At 70.4% G+C, this 18,372-nt stretch carries 21 protein-coding genes; 10 read left to right on the top strand and 11 right to left on the bottom strand.

Annotation, left to right across the window (positions count from 1 at the left end; translation table 11 throughout):
• Window positions 1–12: 12 nt before the first annotated feature.
• Window positions 13–1,236 (bottom strand): cytochrome P450, encoded by a 1,224-nt coding sequence (locus ACZ6WN_RS14605; RefSeq protein ID WP_465865458.1) that lies wholly within the window; start codon window positions 1,234–1,236, stop codon window positions 13–15.
• Between the two features lies 1 nt (window position 1,237).
• The gene (locus ACZ6WN_RS14600) at window positions 1,238–1,813 is read right to left on the bottom strand and encodes a TetR/AcrR family transcriptional regulator (RefSeq protein ID WP_465865457.1); all 576 of its coding nucleotides are present in this window, start codon (window positions 1,811–1,813) and stop codon (window positions 1,238–1,240) included.
• 71 nt (window positions 1,814–1,884) lie between these two features.
• Here ACZ6WN_RS14600 and ACZ6WN_RS14595 point away from each other — a divergent pair, with 71 nt between their 5' ends.
• The 4 genes from ACZ6WN_RS14595 to ACZ6WN_RS14580 are packed head-to-tail and all read left to right on the top strand — an operon-like array spanning window position 1,885 to window position 3,666.
• A complete protein-coding gene (locus ACZ6WN_RS14595; protein WP_465865455.1) occupies window positions 1,885–2,478 on the top strand; it encodes a nucleotidyltransferase in 594 nt (197 codons plus the stop codon).
• Complete coding sequence (locus ACZ6WN_RS14590; protein ID WP_465865453.1) at window positions 2,471–3,214, top strand: metallophosphoesterase family protein; 744 nt, start codon at window positions 2,471–2,473, stop codon at window positions 3,212–3,214. The genes ACZ6WN_RS14595 and ACZ6WN_RS14590 overlap by 8 nt, the downstream gene beginning before the upstream one ends.
• On the top strand, window positions 3,211–3,474 hold the full coding sequence (locus tag ACZ6WN_RS14585) for a BON domain-containing protein (RefSeq protein WP_465865452.1): 264 nt from the start codon (window positions 3,211–3,213) through the stop codon (window positions 3,472–3,474). Before ACZ6WN_RS14590 ends, ACZ6WN_RS14585 begins: the two co-directional genes overlap by 4 nt.
• Before the next feature lie 6 nt (window positions 3,475–3,480).
• The gene (locus ACZ6WN_RS14580) at window positions 3,481–3,666 is read left to right on the top strand and encodes a hypothetical protein (RefSeq protein ID WP_465865451.1); all 186 of its coding nucleotides are present in this window, start codon (window positions 3,481–3,483) and stop codon (window positions 3,664–3,666) included.
• Between the two features lie 6 nt (window positions 3,667–3,672).
• Here the strand turns inward: ACZ6WN_RS14580 and ACZ6WN_RS14575 are convergent, their stop codons facing one another.
• Window positions 3,673–4,461, bottom strand: a complete 789-nt coding sequence (locus ACZ6WN_RS14575; protein ID WP_465865449.1) for an enoyl-CoA hydratase/isomerase family protein — start codon at window positions 4,459–4,461, stop codon at window positions 3,673–3,675.
• A 12-nt stretch (window positions 4,462–4,473) separates the two neighbouring features.
• The gene (locus tag ACZ6WN_RS14570; RefSeq protein ID WP_465865448.1) at window positions 4,474–6,081 is read right to left on the bottom strand and encodes a GMC family oxidoreductase; all 1,608 of its coding nucleotides are present in this window, start codon (window positions 6,079–6,081) and stop codon (window positions 4,474–4,476) included.
• 62 nt (window positions 6,082–6,143) lie between these two features.
• On the opposite strand from ACZ6WN_RS14570, the gene ACZ6WN_RS14565 reads away from it, so the two are divergent.
• Window positions 6,144–6,983, top strand: a complete 840-nt coding sequence (locus tag ACZ6WN_RS14565) for an LLM class F420-dependent oxidoreductase (protein ID WP_465865447.1) — start codon at window positions 6,144–6,146, stop codon at window positions 6,981–6,983.
• A gap of 18 nt (window positions 6,984–7,001) precedes the next feature.
• Here the strand turns inward: ACZ6WN_RS14565 and ACZ6WN_RS14560 are convergent, their stop codons facing one another.
• Window positions 7,002–7,844 carry an alpha/beta hydrolase gene (locus tag ACZ6WN_RS14560; protein ID WP_465865445.1) on the bottom strand — a complete coding sequence of 281 codons (843 nt, stop codon included), beginning with the start codon at window positions 7,842–7,844 and terminating at the stop codon, window positions 7,002–7,004.
• A gap of 113 nt (window positions 7,845–7,957) precedes the next feature.
• Here ACZ6WN_RS14560 and ACZ6WN_RS14555 point away from each other — a divergent pair, with 113 nt between their 5' ends.
• Window positions 7,958–8,410 carry a nuclear transport factor 2 family protein gene (locus ACZ6WN_RS14555; protein ID WP_465865444.1) on the top strand — a complete coding sequence of 151 codons (453 nt, stop codon included), beginning with the start codon at window positions 7,958–7,960 and terminating at the stop codon, window positions 8,408–8,410.
• 22 nt (window positions 8,411–8,432) lie between these two features.
• Window positions 8,433–8,843 (top strand): RpiB/LacA/LacB family sugar-phosphate isomerase, encoded by a 411-nt coding sequence (locus tag ACZ6WN_RS14550; protein ID WP_465865442.1) that lies wholly within the window; start codon window positions 8,433–8,435, stop codon window positions 8,841–8,843.
• A 30-nt stretch (window positions 8,844–8,873) separates the two neighbouring features.
• Here ACZ6WN_RS14550 and ACZ6WN_RS14545 read toward each other — a convergent pair whose 3' ends face one another.
• The 6 genes from ACZ6WN_RS14545 to hsaA are packed head-to-tail and all read right to left on the bottom strand — an operon-like array spanning window position 8,874 to window position 13,782.
• Window positions 8,874–9,785, bottom strand: coding sequence for a cation diffusion facilitator family transporter (locus ACZ6WN_RS14545; protein WP_465865441.1), 912 nt, complete (start codon window positions 9,783–9,785; stop codon window positions 8,874–8,876).
• Window positions 9,785–10,120 carry an ArsR/SmtB family transcription factor gene (locus tag ACZ6WN_RS14540; protein ID WP_465865439.1) on the bottom strand — a complete coding sequence of 112 codons (336 nt, stop codon included), beginning with the start codon at window positions 10,118–10,120 and terminating at the stop codon, window positions 9,785–9,787. The genes ACZ6WN_RS14545 and ACZ6WN_RS14540 overlap by 1 nt, the downstream gene beginning before the upstream one ends.
• A 56-nt stretch (window positions 10,121–10,176) precedes the next feature.
• Complete coding sequence (locus ACZ6WN_RS14535; RefSeq protein WP_465865438.1) at window positions 10,177–10,758, bottom strand: flavin reductase family protein; 582 nt, start codon at window positions 10,756–10,758, stop codon at window positions 10,177–10,179.
• A gap of 30 nt (window positions 10,759–10,788) precedes the next feature.
• On the bottom strand, window positions 10,789–11,688 hold the full coding sequence (hsaC, locus tag ACZ6WN_RS14530; RefSeq protein WP_465865436.1) for an iron-dependent extradiol dioxygenase HsaC: 900 nt from the start codon (window positions 11,686–11,688) through the stop codon (window positions 10,789–10,791).
• On the bottom strand, window positions 11,688–12,587 hold the full coding sequence (hsaD, locus tag ACZ6WN_RS14525; protein WP_465865435.1) for a 4,5:9,10-diseco-3-hydroxy-5,9,17-trioxoandrosta-1(10),2-diene-4-oate hydrolase: 900 nt from the start codon (window positions 12,585–12,587) through the stop codon (window positions 11,688–11,690). The genes hsaC and hsaD overlap by 1 nt, the downstream gene beginning before the upstream one ends.
• Before the next feature lies 1 nt (window position 12,588).
• Window positions 12,589–13,782 carry a 3-hydroxy-9,10-secoandrosta-1,3,5(10)-triene-9,17-dione monooxygenase oxygenase subunit gene (gene hsaA, locus ACZ6WN_RS14520; RefSeq protein WP_465865433.1) on the bottom strand — a complete coding sequence of 398 codons (1,194 nt, stop codon included), beginning with the start codon at window positions 13,780–13,782 and terminating at the stop codon, window positions 12,589–12,591.
• A 191-nt stretch (window positions 13,783–13,973) separates the two neighbouring features.
• On the opposite strand from hsaA, the gene kstD reads away from it, so the two are divergent.
• Genes kstD through ACZ6WN_RS14505 form a run of 3 tightly spaced genes read left to right on the top strand, consistent with a single transcriptional unit; the run spans window position 13,974 to window position 18,003 of the window.
• Window positions 13,974–15,653, top strand: a complete 1,680-nt coding sequence (gene kstD / locus ACZ6WN_RS14515) for a 3-oxosteroid 1-dehydrogenase (RefSeq protein WP_465865431.1) — start codon at window positions 13,974–13,976, stop codon at window positions 15,651–15,653.
• Window positions 15,653–16,540 carry a MaoC/PaaZ C-terminal domain-containing protein gene (locus tag ACZ6WN_RS14510; protein WP_465865430.1) on the top strand — a complete coding sequence of 296 codons (888 nt, stop codon included), beginning with the start codon at window positions 15,653–15,655 and terminating at the stop codon, window positions 16,538–16,540. Before kstD ends, ACZ6WN_RS14510 begins: the two co-directional genes overlap by 1 nt.
• Entirely contained in the window at window positions 16,537–18,003 is a 1,467-nt protein-coding gene (locus tag ACZ6WN_RS14505) for an FAD-binding protein (protein WP_465865428.1), read from the top strand. The genes ACZ6WN_RS14510 and ACZ6WN_RS14505 overlap by 4 nt, the downstream gene beginning before the upstream one ends.
• Window positions 18,004–18,372 lie beyond the last annotated feature (369 nt).

Genomic DNA, 18,372 nt, shown 5'->3' with positions numbered 1-18,372 from the left:
CATCCGCCCCGTTCATCGCGTCCTCCAGGTGAACGTGACGGGCAGCTCGGCGAACCCGCGCACACTCGTGGAGTGCACCCGGACGGCGCGATCGGCGTGGACCTCGAACCCGGACGTACGCCGCACCAGCTCCGCCAGCACGACCTTGGCCTCGAGCCGGGCGAGGTTGGCACCGAGACAGAAGTGCCGGCCGACGCCGAAGCTCATGATCCGGCCGAGCTCGTCGGCGGGGCGGTGGATGTCGAAGACGTCCGGGGCGGTGAAGGCGCGCTCGTCGCGGTTGGCCGAGCCGAGCAGGACGAGCAGCTTCGACCCGGCCGGAACGACCTGGCCGTGGAGCTCGACGTCCTCGGCGACGTAGCGGGCAAGCATCTGACTGGAGGTGTCGTGGCGCAGGGTCTCCTCGATCCACGACGCCACCGGCGCGGTGTCCTCGGGATCGGCGAACACGTCGGCCAGCTGAGCCGGGTGGGCGCCCAGGTGGAAGAGCGCGTTGCCGAGCAGCTTGGTGGTGGTCTCGTTGCCGGCCACGACCATCAGGAACAGGAACGCGATCACCTCGTGGTCGAGCAGCCGCTCGCCGTCCACCTCGGCCTCGACGAGAGCCGAGGTGAGGTCCTGGCTCGGCTGCTTGCGCCGGTGCGCGACCATCTCGGCGTAGTAGCCGATCAGCTCCAGCGCGGCCGTCATCCCGGCCTCCGGCACATCACGTACGCCGTCCTCCCGGTGCACCACGAGGTCGGCCAGCCGCCGCACCTCGTCGCGGTCGGCGACGGGCACGCCCATCATCTGCGAGATCACGTCCATGGGGAGCTTGCCGGCGAGCTCCGCGATCCAGTCGGCCTCGGCACCCACCTGCGCCAGCGCGTCGAGGTAGTGGTCGGCGAGCTCCTGGATCTGCGGGGCCAGCTCACGGACACGCCGGGGCGTGAACCCCGCCGAGACCAGCTTCCGCAGCCGGGTCTGCTCCTTGCCGTCCAGAGCGAGGAAGGACATCACCCGGTGGGCGTCGGCGTTCCAGGCGCTGGCATCGAGGGAGACCCCCATCCGGTTGGAGAAGGTGACGTCGTTCTTCACCGCGGCGTGCACGTCGGCGTGACGCGAGAGCGCCCAGAAGTCGTCGGCAGCGTTGTAGTAGAGCGGGGCCTCGTCCCGCAGCCGGGCATAGACCGGGTAGGGGTCCTCGTGGAAGTCGTAGTCATAGGGGTCGAAGATCTCGGTGGTGGTGCTGGTCATCTCACTCCATCTCGACAGGCTCGATACGCGCATCTCGGCCGACGATGACGGCGACGACCGGAGCGAGCCGGTCGGCCATCTCGTCATAGGTCATCAGGCCCATGCCCGCCTGGAGCAGCGCCCCGGAGAAGGCGAGCAGCAGGGCTTCTCGCTCCGCCTCGGACGCACCCTCACCCAGCGCCGCCGCGAACCGGGCGGCGAACTCGGCCCCGATCCGCAGCCGCAGCCGCTCGACGGCGGAGTCGCTGCCCAGCAGCGCCGGCGTGACCGCCGCGGCGAGCGCCGGCTCCTCCGCGATCCGGGTGGTCAGGCTGCGTACGGCTGCCTGCACCCGCTCCACACGAGACCCGGTCTCCTCGACCGGCGGCGCCTGGGTCAGATGGCGCCAGAAGAGCTCGGCGAAGAGGTGGTTCCGGGAGGCGAGGTAGGTGTAGGCCGTGGCCGGGGAGACCCGGGCCCGCGCGGCGACCGACCGGATGGTCAGCGCCTCGTGGCCCACCTCGCGCAGCTCCTCCAGACCGGCAGCGAAAACTCGCTCGGTCGTCTCCGCCTGGCGGCTGCTCGTTGCGCTGGACACGTGTCCAGATTAGAACACGTTCTCGTTTCAGGCAAGGGGTGAACGGCACCGGATCCGGGTACCGCACCGGTATGCCGAGAACAGATGTGCTGGGCGAGGAGCTCCAGCGACAGCGCGACGTCCTCAAGCTGGTCGGCGCGACGCTGAAGGCCGCCGAGATCCCGTTCGCGCTGGCCGGCGGGTACGCGGTCTGGACCCGAGGCGGCCCCGAGAGCACCCACGACGTGGACTTCGTGCTCCCCCAGGAGTGCGTCGAGGACGCCGTGAGGAACCTGGTCGAGAACGGGATGGATCGGGTCGGCGCCCCCGAGGACTGGCTGGTGAAGGTCGGTCACGACACGGTGGTCGTGGACCTGATCCACCGGCTCCCGACCGGGCCCGTCGACGAGGAGCTGCTGACGCGGTGCACGGAGCTGCCGGTCGACTCGGTCACCATGCCCGTGATGTCCGCGACGGACCTGCTCATCTCGCGCATGCTGGCCCTGAGCGAGCATGCCTGCGACCTCTCCCCGATCCTCGGCTCCGCCCGTGCCCTGCGCGAGCAGGTCGATTGGCGGCTGGTGCGGCAGGAGGCGAAGCGGAGCCCCTTCGCGCAGGCCGCGATCGGCCTGCTGGACGCGCTCGCCATCATGGAAGGAAGCAGCATGGGAGGCGACGATGCCTGACCCGATTCGTGTGGCAGCAGTGGGTGACGTACATCTGGCCGACGACCTGCGCGGCCGCTACGCCCCGCTCCTCACCGACATCTCCGAGGAGGCCGACGTCCTGCTGGTCGCCGGAGACCTCACCCAGCACGGGACGGTCGAGGAGGCGCAGGCGTTCGCCGACGAGTTCGACGCCGCCGACGTGCCCGTCCTCGTCGTGCTCGGCAACCACGACTACCACTCCGGGGCCGAGCGGGACATCACCAAGCTGCTGGAGGAGCGGGGCGTGACCGTCCTCGAAGGCAGCTCGACCACCATCGACACCGATGCCGGCCGCCTCGGCGTCGCCGGCATCAAGGGCTTCTGCCTCGGCTTCGTCGGCCGGAGCGCCGCCGACTTCGGCGAACCCGAGATGAAGGCCTTCACCGGCCACGGCATCGAGACCGCCACCCTCCTGCGCGGAGCCCTCGACGACCTCGCCACCGAGGAGCCGGACGTGACCGTCGCGCTGTCGCACTTCTCCCCCGTCGACGACACGCTCGTCGGCGAGCCGAAGGAGATCTGGCCGTTCCTCGGCAACTACCGGCTCGGTGAGGCGATCGACGAGACGGGTGTCGACCTGGCGGTCCACGGACACGCCCATGCCGGGCGCGAGAAGGGCCTCACCCCGGCCGGGGTGCCCGTACGAAACGTCGCCCAACCCGTCATCCAGGCGGCGTTCCGTGTCTACGACGTCGTCCCCAGGAGGTCGGCATGAACGAGCAGAAGACACGAGATCTCGAGCGCGCGATCGCGACCGACCCGCGCACCCACGAGCTGGGCATCCGGGTCCAGGTACGCGGCGACCACCTCGTGGTCTCCGGCGAGGTGGCCTCCGAGGAGCGCCGGGCCACGGTGCTCGAGGTCGTCAGGGAGCACGAGCCCGGGCTCGACGTCGTCGACCACATCATGCTCAGCGCCGAGCCCGGACCGGGAGGGCCCGACCACGAGCAGATCGACCCACCCCGAAGGAGCTGATCATCGATGAACGGCACCATCGTCGCGGTCGTGGTAGGGATGATCCTGTTCTGGAGCGTCCTCACGCTCATCGCAGCGCTCCTCGACCGGCGCCGCAGCCGTCAGGTGGACGACGACCTGGCCGAGATGGACCGCAGACACCACCTGGTCGGCCGCGACCGGTACGGGAGCTTCGACCAGCGGACCCGCTGATCCCGCTCAAGCGCCCGGTGGCAGTCGGGTGAAGTCGGGCTCCCGCCCCTCGGCGAAGGCGACGAGCGCCTCGATGTTGGCGGGCCCGCCGAGCAGCTCGGCGAACTTGGCGTTCTCGAGCTCCCGAGCGGCCTCGATCCCGGGGCGCAGCGAAGCGGTCATCGTCTCCTTGACCGCCACCAGGCTGCTGATCGGCCTCGCGGCGAGCGTGGCGGCGTGGCTCCAGGCGACCTCGAGGAGCTCCTCGGGTTCGGTGACGCGCCAGACGAGCCCCATCTCGTGGGCCTCCTCGGCGCTGAACCAGTCCCCCGACATCAGCATCCAGGCGGCGTTCTGACGTCCGATCAGCCGCGGGAACAGGAAGCTGGAGGCCGCCTCCGGCGCCACCCCGAGCGTGGTGAACGGCGTCTTGAACCTCGCCTTCGTCGAAGCGAAGACCAGGTCGGCGAAGCCGAGGAGGGTCACCCCGATGCCGAGCCCCAGGCCGTTGACCGCGACGACCAGCGGCTTGGAGAACGCGGCCAGCGAGTCGACGAGGCCGATGAACCCGTGCGATGCGCCGTCGTCGGCACCCGAGGCGGTCTCCTTCATCTCGACGAGGTCGGTGCCGGCCGAGAACGCCCGACCGGTCCCGGTCAGCAGCACGACCGCCACCTCCGGATCCTCGTCGGCCTCGCGCAGCCCCTCGGCCAGGGCGACGTAGAGCCCCTGGCTGAAGGCGTTGAGCTGGTCGGGACGGTTGAGGGTCAGCGTGCGGACGCGGTCGCGGTCCTCGCTCAGCAGCAGATCAGACATGTGCGGGTCCTCCTAGCGGCCGAGGATCAGGTCGGCGGCGCGCTCCCCGATCATGATCGAGGGCGCGTTGGTGTTGCCACCGGTGATCGAGGGCATCACGCTCGCGTCGGCGACGCGCAGGCCGTCGATGCCCAGCACCTTCAGCGACGGGTCGACCACGGCGCGCTCGTCCGAGCCCATCCGGCAGGTGCCGACGCCGTGGTAGACGCTGTGCACGATGTTGGGCAGCAGCTCACGGGTCGCCTCCGGGGTGGCGTAGGACGGTCCCGGGGAGATCTCGCCCTGGCTATCCCCGAGACCCACCATCATCTCGCGCACCTTCGCGATCCCGTCCAGGAGCACCTCGGTGTCCTTGCCCGACGTCAGGTAGGCCGGGTCGAGCAGCGGGTGCGCCAGCGGGTCGGCGCTGGCCAGGCGTACGGTGCCGCGGCTCTCGGGGTAGATCAGCGTCGGCAGGATGCACAGACCGGGCTTGCTCGTCGGCGGCCGGATGGCCTTGTCGCCGTCCTGGTTCGGGAACGGGTAGACCCAGTAGAGGACGTGCAGCTGCAGGTCGGGGACCTGATCGGCCAGGGCGCTGCGTACGAACCCGAAGGCCTCGAACTGCGAGCCGGCCGCCCAGCCCTTGCGGGTGAGCCGCGACTTCGCGAAGCCGGCGGCGAAGTAGGCGGGCGTGGGCCGGCGCAGCGCCGAGTCCATCCGGAACGAGACCGGCACGAAGAGGTGGTCGTGGAAGTTGTCGCCCACCGGAAGGTCGGCGTGGACCTGGATGCCGTGGTCGCGGAGGTGGTCGGAATGGCCGATCCCGGAGAGCATCAGCAGGTGCGGGGAGCCGTAGACACCGGCCGCGACGATGACCTCACGGGTCGCCCGGATGGTCTGCTTGTCGCCGTCGGCCCCGACGACCTCGACGCCGGTGGCGCGCGAGCCCTCGATCCGAACGCGGGTGACCTGGGCCTTCGTCAGGACCAGCAGGTTGTCCAGGGGATCCTCGCGCAGGTACGCCTTCGACGCCGAGTATCTGCGTCCCTCCGACGCAGACAGCTGAACGACGCCGACCCCCTCCTGCTCCTTGCCGTTGTAGTCGTCGAGGGCACCGACCCCGAGCCGCTTCGGCGCCTCGTCGAGCCAGGTCTGCGTCGCCGGGGTGAGGTCCTTCTGGTAGCGCACCTTGACCGGTCCGCCCTCGCCACGGAACTCGTCCGCGCCGCCCTCGAAGTCCTCCATCCGCTTGAACGCCGGCAGCACGTCGTCGTAGGACCATCCGGTCGCGCCGTCAGCCGCCCAGTCGTCGAAGTTCTGGCGGTTGCCGCGCACCCAGAGCATGCCGTTGATCGAGGACGAGCCGCCCAGCACCTTGCCACGCGTCATCGGGATGACCCGGTCGAGGGCCGCGCTCTGCGGGACCGACTTGTAGCCCCAGTCGACCAGCTTCTTCAGCTGTGGCGTGGAGAGCATGGCCGCGACCGCTCCGGGGAGCTCGAGCAGGTTCTTGATCCCGAAGGCGGTGTCCTTGGTGCCCGCCTCGATCACGATCACGCTGGCACCGCTCTCGGCCAGCCTGCGGGCGGTGGCGCAGCCCGCACTCCCGGCGCCTACGACGATGTAGTCGGCTTCCATCTTCACTTCTCTCTCCCGGTGATCCCTTCCGCAAAGACTAGAACACGTTCTACTGTTGTGTCATGCGCCACGGCATCGTCCTGTTCACCTCGGACCGCGGCATCGCGCCCGCCGAGCTCGCCACCGCCGCCGAGGAGCGTGGCTTCGACACGTTCTACGTGCCCGAGCACACCCACATCCCGGTGCGCCGCGACGCCCTGCACCCCACTGGCGGCGCCGAGCTCCCCGACGACCGCTACCTGCGTACGCTCGACCCCTGGGTGACGCTCGGGACGTGCGCGGCCGTGACGTCGAGGATCGGGCTCTCGACCGCGGTCGCCCTCCCGGTCGAGTCGGACCCGATCACGCTCGCCAAGACGATCGCGACCCTCGACCACCTCTCCGGCGGCCGGGTATCACTGGGCGTCGGGTTCGGCTGGAACACCGACGAGCTCGCCGACCACGGCATCCCCGGCGACCGTAAGCGCACCGCCCTCAAGGAGTATCTGGAGGCGATGCGCGCACTGTGGACCGAGGAGGAGGCGGCCTATGACGGCGAGTTCGTCTCCTTCGGCCCATCCTGGGCCTACCCGAAGCCTCCGCAGGGCCGGATCGCGACGATCGTCGGCGCCGGCGGCGGACCCAAGACGCTGCGCTGGATCGCCCGCAACGCGGAAGGCTGGATGTCGACGCCGACCGAGGCCGGCATCGGCGACAAGGTGAAGACGCTGCAGGACGAGTGGGAGTCGGCCGGCCGCGAGGGCAAGCCCGAGGTCCGCGTGCTCGTCGCCAAGCGCCCCACACCCGAGGACCTGACCGAGTGGTCGGTGGCCGACGAGCTGATCTGGGGCGTCCCGGACGCCGAGCCGGCCACCGTCCTCACCTACCTCGACAAGCTCGCCGGCCGACTGGACCTGGCCTGACCGCCCGCCGACTCGGCGTCATCGGCTCGCGAGTACGTCATCGAGGAAAGTCACCACGCGGGCCAGGCCGGCCCGCGATGCGGGCGAGATCCCGGGCAGGGTGAGGTACGCATGGGTCGCCAGCCGCGGGCGGTGGACGGCGACCTCCACCCCGGCCGTACGCAGCGCCGCGGCGTAGCGCTCGGCGTGCGAGCGCATCGGGTCGAACCGAGCGGTGAGCACCAGCGCGGGCGGCAGACCCTCGTGGGACGACGCCCGCAGCGGCGAGGCCGCCCACTCCTCGGCGCGCGACCCGTCGCCGCCGAGGTAGTGCTCCACGATCCCGCCCAGCCCCGGGCCACGCAGGCCGACGAGATCGACGAGCGGATAGATCAGCACCTGGCCGCGGATCTGCGACTCGCCCTCGTCACGGGCACGCAGCGCCAGGACCGCCGCCAGCGTGCCCCCGGCACTGTCGCCCAGCACGGCGATCCTCGTCGGGTCGGCCCCCAGCTCGTCCGCGTTCGCCACGACCCACATCAGCACCGACCAACAGTCCTCGACAGCCGCCGGATAGGGATGCTCCGGGGCGAGCCGGTAGGCCGGTGCGACCACGACCGCGCCGGTGCGGGCCGCGATCCGGCCTGCCATCCACCGCGACTGCTCGGGCGATCCCCAGCACCAGCCGCCACCATGGAACGCCAGCACGATCGGCCGCCCCGAGGACGGGCCGGCCCGCGGGGTGTGGATGAGCAGCCGGATGCCACCGGCCCAGGCCTCGCGCACCGCCGCGCCCGGTTCGTCCGCCCCGAAGACCCAGGTCAGGCGGCGGTTCGCCAGCAGCGCCGCCCGCCGCTCACGCAGCTCGACCAACCTGTCCACACCGCGATCCTGCACGTCGACGGCGGTCCTCGCCATGACATCCGGCCGACGGGCGGCGGAACGGAGACCCACGACCAGGCCATTTATAGAACACGTTCTACTATACTGAGGTCATGAGTGACATCAGCGAGATCGAGCAGCTCAAGTACCGCTACGTACGCCTCCTCGACACCAAGCAGTGGGACGAGTTCGCCACCTGCTTCAGCGATGACGCCACCGCCGACTACGCCGGCCTCTCGTTCACCTCACCGGCCGAGCTGGTCGACTACATGCGCACCAACCTGCCCGCCGAGATCATCACGATGCACCACCTCCACCATCCTGAGATCGAGGTCGACGGCGATGCGGCCACCGGCCGCTGGTACCTCTACGACAAGGTCTTCGCCCCCGCCTTCGAGTTCGCCCTCGAGGGTGCCGCCTTCTACGCGGACCGCTACGTCCGTACGCCGCAGGGCTGGCGCATCTCCCACACCGGCTACGAGCGCACCTGGGAGCTCACCACCAGCCTGAAGGACCAGCCGCACGCGAAGTTCACCGGCCCCGGCGGACCGGCCACGCACGCCTGACGGCACCGGTAGGTTCGTGCACATGCGGATCGCCTTCGGAGCCGACGACGAGAACGAGACGACCCGAGCCGTGCTCGCCGAGCTGCGGGAGCGCGGGGAGGTCGAGGTCATCGAGACCGACTCCTGGCCCGACCTCGGCGCCGGCATCGGCCGGGCGGTCGTCGAGGGCCGCGCCGAGGTCGGCGTGGTGATGTGCTGGACCGGCACCGGCACGGCGATCGCCGCCAACAAGGTTCCCGGCGTGCGCGCCGCCCTCGCCTGGGATCCCTGGATCGCCCGCGGCGCCCGGCTGTGGAACGACGCCAACGTCTTGGCGATGAGCCTCAAGCGCCTGGCTCCCGACGTCGCGGTCGAGGTCACCCGGGCCTTCCTCGACGAGACCGACCCCGACCCCGAGGAAGCCGCCGCGATCAGCCGCCTCGGCGAGCTCTGAGCGCGAGAGGGTCGAGGCCGGAGCCAGGGCTCACCAGTTCACCTCATGACACTGCCGGGTCGGGGCGGTCTCGGTCTGGAGGGTGGCGTGCTCGATGCGGTGCCGGGTGGCGAGCGCGGTCTGAGCATCGGCCAGCACGACCTGCGCATCGCTGCCGGCGTCCAGGACGAGATGGGCGGTGGCGACGTGCATCCCGGACGTCAACGTCCACAGGTGCAGGTCGTGGACGCCGGCCACACCCGCGACCGCTTCGAGGTCGGCAACGACCTGGTCGACCTCCATGCCGTCGGGGACGTGCTGGCCGAGGACCGCCAGCACCTGACGCCCCAGGGCGAGGGCGCGTACGGCGACGAAGACCCCGATCGCGACGGCCACCGCCGTGTCCCACCACGGTTGCCCGGTGGCAGCGACCAGCAGCGCGGCCACGATCACCCCGACGCTTCCGGCCGCGTCGGCGACCACCTCGAAGTAGGCCCCCTTGAGGTTGAGCGACTCGCTCGCCCCCGCGCGCAGGAGCAGCATCGAGACCAGGTTGACGGCCAGGCCGATCGCGCCGACCACGAGCATCGCCCCGGTCTGAACCTCGGCCCCCTCCCCGATGCGGCCGACGGCCTCGAGCACCACGTACGCGGCGACCCCGAGCATCACCAGGACGGTCAGTCCGGAGGCGAACACCTCGACCCGGTAGGAGCCGTAGGTGCGGCGACCGGTGGTGTCGGCGCGGGTGGCGATCCGGGTCGCGACCAGCGCCGCACCCAGCGCGACGACGTCCGCGGTCATGTGGCCGGCGTCCGAGATCAGCGCCAAGGACCCCGACCACAGCCCGGCGACGAGCTCGACGACCAGGAACGCCGCCACCATGGCGAAGGTGACGGCCAGCCGCCACCGGTGCCGACCGCCGGCGTGGCCCACCGCGGCGCCGTGACCATGACCGTGGCCCATCAGCCGCGGTCCTGCTCGGCGGAGTCGTGGCACGCCTCCGGATCGGTGACCAGGATCAGGTCGTGCAGGTCGGCCAGCGCGTGCGCGATGCGGCCGTCGGCGAGCTCGTAACGGGTGCGCCGGCCCTCGGGGACGGCGACGACCAGGCCGCAGCCGCGCAGGCAGGCCAGGTGGTTCGACATCGACTGACGGGTCACCCCCAGCGAGTCGGACAGCTCGGCCGGGTAGGCCGGGCCCTCGCGCAGCTGCATCAGGACCCGGGCCCGGGTCGCGTCGGAGAGGGCGTGCCCGAACCGGGCGAGAGCGTCGAGCGAGGAGGTGGTGGCGGCGACCATGCCGCCACAGTACAGCGGATCATGTATTCAGAGAAACCTGAACCATGCCCGACCGATCAGCCCAGCTCCCGGTAGCTGCTGCGGAAGAACAGCAGCGGCTCGGTGCCGGCACCCTCCTCGAGGTCCAGGACGCGGCCGACGACGAGGTAGTGGTCGCCCTCCTCGTGGACCGAGTGCACGGCGCAGTCGAGATAGCCGACCGCCCCATCCAGGTGCGGGTCGCCGTGATGTGCCGACGGGGTCCAGGAGATGTCGGCGTACTTGTCCGCGGCCCGCGAGGCGAACTGGTTCGAGACGGCCTCCTGGCCGGCGGCGAGGATGTTGACCGAGAAGTGCCCGGCGCGACGGATCCGGGCCCAGGCCCGCGAGGACTTGGTCGGCGCGAAGAGGATGAGCGGTGGTCGCAGCGAGACCGAGGAGAAGGACTGGCAGGTCATCCCGACGGGCCCTTCCGCGGTCTGCGCCGCGATCACGGTGACCCCCGAGGCGAACCGGCCCAGCACCGTACGGAACCGGGCATCCGCCTCGGCGTCGGCGGGGGTCTCCGGTGGCGACGGTGGCGCCTCGAAGTCGAAGCGACCGTGGAAGGACTCGATCAGCTCCGGATGCGGCCAGCCCTCGGCGGCATCGGGAGACATCCCATCAGGCACCTCTATACGCATACCCGATCACTGGCCTACGCCGAAGTCGTGGCCCCAGTACGAGACGGCCGTGGACTCCCGGGCGACCCAGCTCTGGTCGTCGACCTTCAGCCCCTCGGTGCCGAACTCGATGTCGAAGCCGCCCGGCGACTTCACGTAGAAGGAGACCATCTCGTCGTTCATGTGCCGACCGAGCGTGGCCGAGAGCTTGGCGCCGTACTTCTTCACCCGCTCCAGCGCCCGGCCGACGTCGTCGAGCTTGTCGACCTCGAGCATGATGTGGACGCACTTGGAGTCGTTGGGGAACGGCAGGAACGCCAGCGAATGGTGGCGCGGGTTGATCCCGAGGAAGCGCAGCCAGATCTTCGTGCCGGGCTCCTTGCCGGCGAACTCGCCGGGCATGCTCATCGAGTCCCGCAGCCGGAACCCGAGCGTGTCGCGGTAGAACTCCAGCGCCTCGACGTCGTCGGAGACCGGGATCACCACGTGGCCCATCCCCTGCTCGCCGGTGACGAAGGTGTGGCCGTAGGGCGAGACCGCGGGGCGGCGCTCGTAGGTGATGCCGTGGAAGAGCTCGAAGACGTTGTCGAAGGGGTCGCGGAAGCGCAGCATCTCCTGCACCCGGCGCTCGGCGAGCTCCTCGGGGGTGCCCTCCTCCACCTCGACGCCGGACTTCTCCAGGTGCTCGCGCGCCTGGGCCAGCGCGGTGTGGTCGGCGACCTCCCAGCCGACGCAGCTGAGCTGGTCCACCTCGCCGGGCTCGATCACGAGCCGGGCCGAGACCTCGTCGATGCGGTAGTACAGATGGTCCGGGTTCGGGCCCTTGGCCGTCACCAGACCGAGGACCTTCTCCGCGAACGTACGCCACGCCTCCAGGTCGGTGCTGGTGACGCGTACGTAGCCCATGGACTTCAGGTCGATCGTCATCACTTCTCCTTGGGAGTACGTTCGCGGTGCCTCTTCAAGAACGAGACCGCGATCTCGCGGAACTCGTCGGCGGCCTCGATCTGTGCCCAGTGCCCACAACGCGGGAAGACATGCAGCTGCGCCTTGGGAATCAGCTTCAGGGCGGGGAACGCGCCGTCGAGCGGGTTGACCCGGTCCTCGCGTCCCCAGGTGAGCAGGGTGTGGTGCTTGAGCTGGTGCGCCTCGCGCCAGAGCATGCCGTCCTCGGCGGTCTCGGGGTTGTAGAAGGACCACCCCATCGACGCCATCGCCTCGCGCGCGCCGGGTGCGGTCGCGTCCGCGAACCGCTCCTCGACCAGCTCGTCGGTGACCAGCTTCTGGTTGACGACCATCGTCGAGATGAACGCCTTCAGCGCCTCGCGGGTCGGGTCGCCGGAGAAGTCCATCAGGCGCTGTACGCCCTCGGTCGGATCGGCATGGAAGAGGTTGAGCGAGAGCCCGCCCGGCCCCATCAGCACCAGCCGGCCGACCCGGTCCGGGTAGGTCAGCGCGATCCGCATGGCCGTCCCACCACCGAGGGAGTTGCCCAGCAGGTGCACCTTCTTCAGGCCCAGCTCGTCGAGCAGCGCGATCACCGCGTCGCCGGCGAAGCGGTAGTAGTTGCCCACCACCTCCGGCTTGTCGGAGGCCCCGAAGCCGGGCTGGTCGACCAGGATCGTGCGGAAGTCGGCCGCGAAACCCTCCAGCGCCGAGCCGAAGTTGGACCACGACGAGGCCCCGGGACCCCCGCCGTGAAGCATCACCAGGGGCAGCCGGTCATCCTGGGGTGCACCCAAGTCGTAGTAGCGCAGCGAGATCTCGCCGGCCGCCTCGGTCTTGATCCGAACGTCGCGGGTGACGTCCTCCTTCACCAGAGCCATCTCAGTACATCCCCGGGTCGACCTTGTGCCCGAACTCGGAGGCGCCGTACATCTGCAGCGCCCGCTCGGGATCGTTGGCGGCGTGGACCCGGCCCGCGTGGGCATCGCGCCAGGCGCGCTGGAGCGGGGTGCCGTTGGCCAGCGCCCGGCCGCCGGAGGCCTCGAAGAGCAGGTCGATCGCGTCGATCGCCCGCTGGGTGCCGAGGACCTGGTCGCGGCGGATCCGCAGCCGCTGGGTGATCGGGATCTTCTCGCCGCGGGCGACGTAGGCCTGCTGCTCACGGATGTTCCCCATCAGCAGCGCCCAGGCGGCGTCGATGTCGGAGGAGGCGGTCGCCACGCGCACGGCGGCGAAGGGGTCCAGGGAAGCCTTCTCCCCGTAGGAGGCGCGGACGCGGTTCTGCTGCATGCTCACGTGCTCCTCATAGGCGCCGCGCGCCATGCCGATGATCGGCGTGGTGATCGTCGTGGTGAACAGCGAGTGGAACTGCAGCTTGTAGAGGTCGCCGGTGTTGACCGCCTGACCGGGGCCCTTGCACCGTCCGGTCTCGGCCATCGAGAGCGTGAACGTCTCCGGGATGAAGACGTCCTCGACCACGATGTCGTTGGAGCCGGTGCCCGCCAGGCCGACGACGTTCCAGACGTCGACGATCTCGTAGCGCTCGCGCGGCACCAGGAAGGTACGGAAGTCGACCACCTGGCCCTCCTCGTTGAAGACGAGGCCGCCGAGCAGCACCCAGGTGGCGTGCGCGCAGCCGGAGGAGAACGACCAGCGTCCGGAGAGCCGGAAGCCGCCCTCGACCAGCGACGCCTTCCCCATCGGCGCGTAGGAGGAGGAGACGCGGGTGTCGGGATCCTCGCCCCAGACCGCCTGCTGCGCCTCGTCGTCGAAGAGCGCGATCTGCCAGGGGTGCACGCCCAGGACGCTGGAGACCCAGCCGGTCGAGCCGCACGCCGAGGCGATGTCGCGTACGCAGGTGTAGAAGTCGACGGGGTCGGCCTCGAGTCCGCCGAACCGGGTCGGCTGGAGCAGCTTGAAGAAACCGACCTCCTCCAGCTCCTTCACGCTCGACTCGGGCACGACCCGGAGACGCTCGGTCTCCTCGGCGCGCTCCCGGATGGTGGGCAGCAGGTCCTGCACCCCGTCCCTGACGGTCTGTGCGTCCTTGTGGGGGCGCTGTGTCGGTTCGCTCACCGCTCTGCCTTCCTGCATGGTGTCCCAGATGTCCTCGAGCAACGCGGTTCGTGCGCCGCCGATGGATCAATACTAGAACACGTTCCAGTTTTGTCGAGTCCTCGGGCGTGTTTCGTCGGCTGTCGTCTATGGTAGAACGTGTTTCAGTTCTTAGATAGCACCGCCTGATCGCACGAGGTTGAGGGAGCACCATGGGAGAGACGAACGAGGAGGTCTACGACGTCGTGGTCGTGGGCGCCGGGGGCGCCGGGATGACCGCCGCGCTGGCGGCCGCCCGCCGTCACGGGCTCGAGACCGTCGTCATCGAGAAGAGCGCGTACTTCGGCGGATCGACGTCCCGCTCGGGCGGCGGGGTCTGGATCCCGCGCAACCACGCCCTCGAGGCGGCCCATCAGAAGGACTCCCCCGAGGCCGCCAGCCTCTATCTCGAGTCGATCGTCGGCGATGTCGTGCCCAGCGACCGCCGCGAGACGTTCCTGGACCGCGGCCCCGAGGTGCTCTCCTTCGTGTGCGAGAAGACGCCGGTGCGCTTCACGTGGGTCCCCGACTACGCCGACTACCACCCCGAGGCCCCCGGCGGCCGCGGCGCCGGCCGCTCCGTCGAGCCGGTCCCGCTCGACGCCCGGGTGATCGGCTCCGAGCTCGATCGGCTGCACCCGCCCTATACGAAGTCGCCGGCCAACATGGTGGTCACCCAGGCCGACTTCCGAAAGATCAGCCTCGGGATGCGCACGATCAGGGGCCCGATCACGATGGTCAAGATCGCGGTCGCCCGCATCCTCGCCGGCCTGCTCGGCAAGAAGATGTACGCCATGGGCGCAGCGCTCGCGATCGGCCTGCGCAAGGGGCTGATCGAGGCCGGCGTCCCGATCCGCTACGAGACCGAGCTCGTCGGCCTGGTCACCGAGGGCGGCCGGGTCGTCGGCGTCGAGGTGCGCCACGGGGAGTCCGGTCCGACCAGCGTCATCCGGGCGCGCCGCGGCGTGATCCTCGGCTCCGGGGGCTTCGAGCGCAACCTGGAGATGCGCGAGAAGTACCTGCCCGCGCCGACCTCGGTCGAGTGGACCACCGGCGCCTTCTCCAACACCGGTGGCGGGATCCTGGCCGGGATCGCGGCCGGCGCGGACACCGACCTGATGGACGAGTCCTGGTGGGGTCCGACGATCCCGTTCCCGGGGCGGCCGTGGTTCGCGCTCGCCGAGCGCAACCTGCCCGGCTCGATCATCGTGAACGGTGCCGGCAAGCGGTTCATGAACGAGGCGCTCCCCTACGTCGAGGCCGTCCACGAGATCTATCGCGGTCAGGAGACCGGGATCTCGCACGTCCCGGCGTGGCTGGTCTTCGACCAGCGCTACCGCAACCGCTACATCTTCGCCGGGCTCGGCCCGGGCCAGCCGTTCCCGGGGCGCTGGCTCAAGAGCGGGGTCGTCGTGAAGGCCTCGTCCGTCGAAGCGCTCGCGGAGAAGATCGAGGTGCCCGCCGAGGGTCTGCGCGAGACCCTGGCCCGGTTCAACGGCTTCGCCGAATCGGGTGTCGACGAGGACTTCCACCGCGGCGAGTCGACCTACGACAAGTACTACTCCGACCCCACCGTCAAGCCGAACTGCTCGCTCAACGTCATCGACCAGGCGCCGTTCTACGCCGTCAAGATGGCCCCCGGTGACCTCGGCACCAAGGGTGGCCTGGTCACCGACAAGCGCGCCCGCGTACTCCGTCCCGACGGCTCCGCCATCGAGGGCCTGTACGCCGCCGGCAACGCCTCCTCCGCCGTGATGGGTCGCACCTACGCCGGTCCCGGCGCCACCATCGGACCCGCCCTGGTCTTCGGCTATCTGGCCGCCGAGGACTGCGCTCTGAAGGAGGGCAACTGATGCCCATCGACCCCACCAAGGCCATCGGCGCCTCGCTGCCGTCCCAGGCGTTCTCGTGGACGTCGTCCGACGTGCTGCTCTACCACCTCGGCATCGGCGCCGGGTCGCGTCCCGGTGACGCGACCGACCCGGCCGCGCTGCGCTACACCCTGGACTCCGAGGCGCTGACCGTGCTGCCGTCCTTCGGGGTCGTGGCACCGACCTTCCACGTCACCGAGCCGCCCTCGCTCGACCTGCCGGGCTGCGACATCGACCTGGCCTCGGTGCTCCACGGCTCCCAGGAGATCAGGGTCGACGGCCCGATCCCCACCTCCGGGGACGCCACCGTCTCGACCCGGATCGCCGAGGTCTGGGACAAGGGCAAGGCCGCCGTCATCGTCCAGGAGGGCGTCGCCACGACCCCCTCCGGCGACCCGCTGTGGACGGTCCGGAGCTCGATCTTCGTACGCGGGGAGGGCGGCTTCGGGGGCGAGCGTGGGCCCTCGACCTCGCTGCCGGTTCCCGACCGCGCGCCGGATGCGGTGGCGGCGTACGACGTCACGGAGCAGCAGGCGCTGCTCTACCGGCTGTGCGGCGACCGCAACCCGCTGCACGCCGACCCCGGCTTCGCCGCGAAGGCAGGGTTCCCGAAGCCGATCCTGCACGGGCTGTGCTCCTACGGGATCGTGCTGCGCGAGGCGACCGGGCTGCTCCTGGACGGCGACGCGACCCGCGTGGCCGGGTTCGGGGCGCGGTTCGCGGGGGTCGTCTTCCCCGGCGAGACGATCTCGATCGAGGCGTGGGACGAAGGCCCGAAGATCCTGGTGAGGGCGACGATCTCGTCGGATGACCCCGCTCGCAACGGTGCGCCCGTCCTCGCCGACTGCTACCTGGAGGCGACGGCATGAATGGAACAGCACTGCCGGCCGTACTCTCCCCCGCCGACGTCGAGGAGCGTTTCGGTGGCTGGTCGGAGGAGACCGACGTGATCGTGGTCGGCTTCGGCGTGGCCGGCGGCGCCGCGGCGCTGGAGGCGGCCCGGTCCGGGGCCCGCACGATCCTCCTGGAGCGTGCGGCCGAGCCCGGCGGCACCTCGGCGATGGCCGGCGGCCACTTCTACCTCGGCGGCGGCACCGCGGTGCAGAAAGCGACCGGGATCGAGGACTCGGCCGAGGAGATGTTCAACTACATCCACGCGGTCTCCAAGGACCCCGAGGACGACAAGATCCGGGCCTACTGCGACGACTCGGTCGAGCACTTCGACTGGCTCGAGGCGCTCGGCTTCGAGTTCGAGCGCACCTTCTGGCCCGGCAAGGCCGTCATCCAGCCCGGCACCGAGGGGCTGATGTACACCGGCAACGAGAAGGTCCACCCGTTCCGCGACCTCGCCGTCCCGGCTCCGCGCGGCCACAAGGTGCCGGTCCCGGGTGACACCGGCGGCGCCAAGCTGGTCGTCGATCGGATGGCCGACCGGCTGGCGGAGACCTCGGCGGCGATCCGCTACGAGACCGGTGCCACCAACCTGGTGATCGAGGACGGGCGTGTCGTCGGCCTGGCCTGGCGCCGGTTCGAGGAGCGCGGCGCGATCCGGGCCAAGGCGGTGGTCCTCGCCGCCGGCGGCTTCGTCGGCAACGCCGACATGGTCGCCGAGCACACCCCCCGGCTCGGCGAGAAGCTCTTCCCGCTGGCCTCCACCTACGACGACGGTCTCGGGCTGCGCCTGGGTGCCTCGGCGGGCGGCCGCTGGCGGTTCATGGACGAGCCGTTCCAGACCGCGCCGTTCTACCCGCCCTCGATCCTGCTCACCGGGATCATCGTCAACAAGCACGGCAAGCGGTTCGTGCCCGAGGACTCCTACCACGCGCGTACGGCCGCCTTCGTCATGGAGCAGCCGGACTCGGCCGCGTTCCTGATCGTCGACTCCGAGCACATCGAGCACCCGAAGATGCCGCTGTGCCCGTTCATCGACGGCTGGGAGACGGTCGAGGAGATGGCGGCCGGCCTGGGCGTACCCTTCGACGCCCTGAACGCGACCCTGACCTCCTACAACACCCACGCCGCCGACGGCGAGGACCCCGAGCTCCACAAGGCGCCGGAGTGGACCGAGCCGCAGGACACCGGCCCGTGGGGCGCCTACGACCTCTCCCTCGGCAAGGCGCTGTACGCCGGGTTCACCATGGGTGGTCTGGCGACGACCGTCGACGGAGAGGTACGCCGCGAGGACGGCTCCGCGATCGCGGGCCTCTACGCCGCCGGCGCCTGCGCGGCCAACCTCGCCCAGGACGCCAAGGGCTACGCCTCCGGCATGCAGCTCGGCGACGGCTCCTACTTCGGACGACGCGCCGGGAGGCATGCTGCCGGGCTGGGCTGACGGAGCCGGGTGACGGGCCTCACAGGGCGGGCGCTTCCGGTGAGGCCCCTCGTCGGCCGGCGCCGGCGCTGGGCTAGTCTTTACCGACGCGCACCAGGCGGACTGTTGCCATATCACATATCTGCCCGGACGTGAATGGCTTCGGTAAAAATTGGGACCTTGGACCCTACGCGCGCGGAGAGCTCGGCTGGTTATGTATACGCGACGCCACGGGCATCGCCGGTGCTGGCTCACCCGACGCGTCCGCAGGCCATCGTTCCCCACTCGACGCCTGTCGCCGAACTAGCCGAAAGGAATCCCCATGTTCGACTTCCGGAGCCCGGCCGGCCTCATGGTCATCGCCGCCCTGGTCGTCATCGCTCTCGTGGT

It is taken from the genome of Nocardioides sp. NPDC054178, from assembly GCF_055585005.1.
This window is presented reverse-complemented; position numbering and strand designations above follow the sequence as displayed.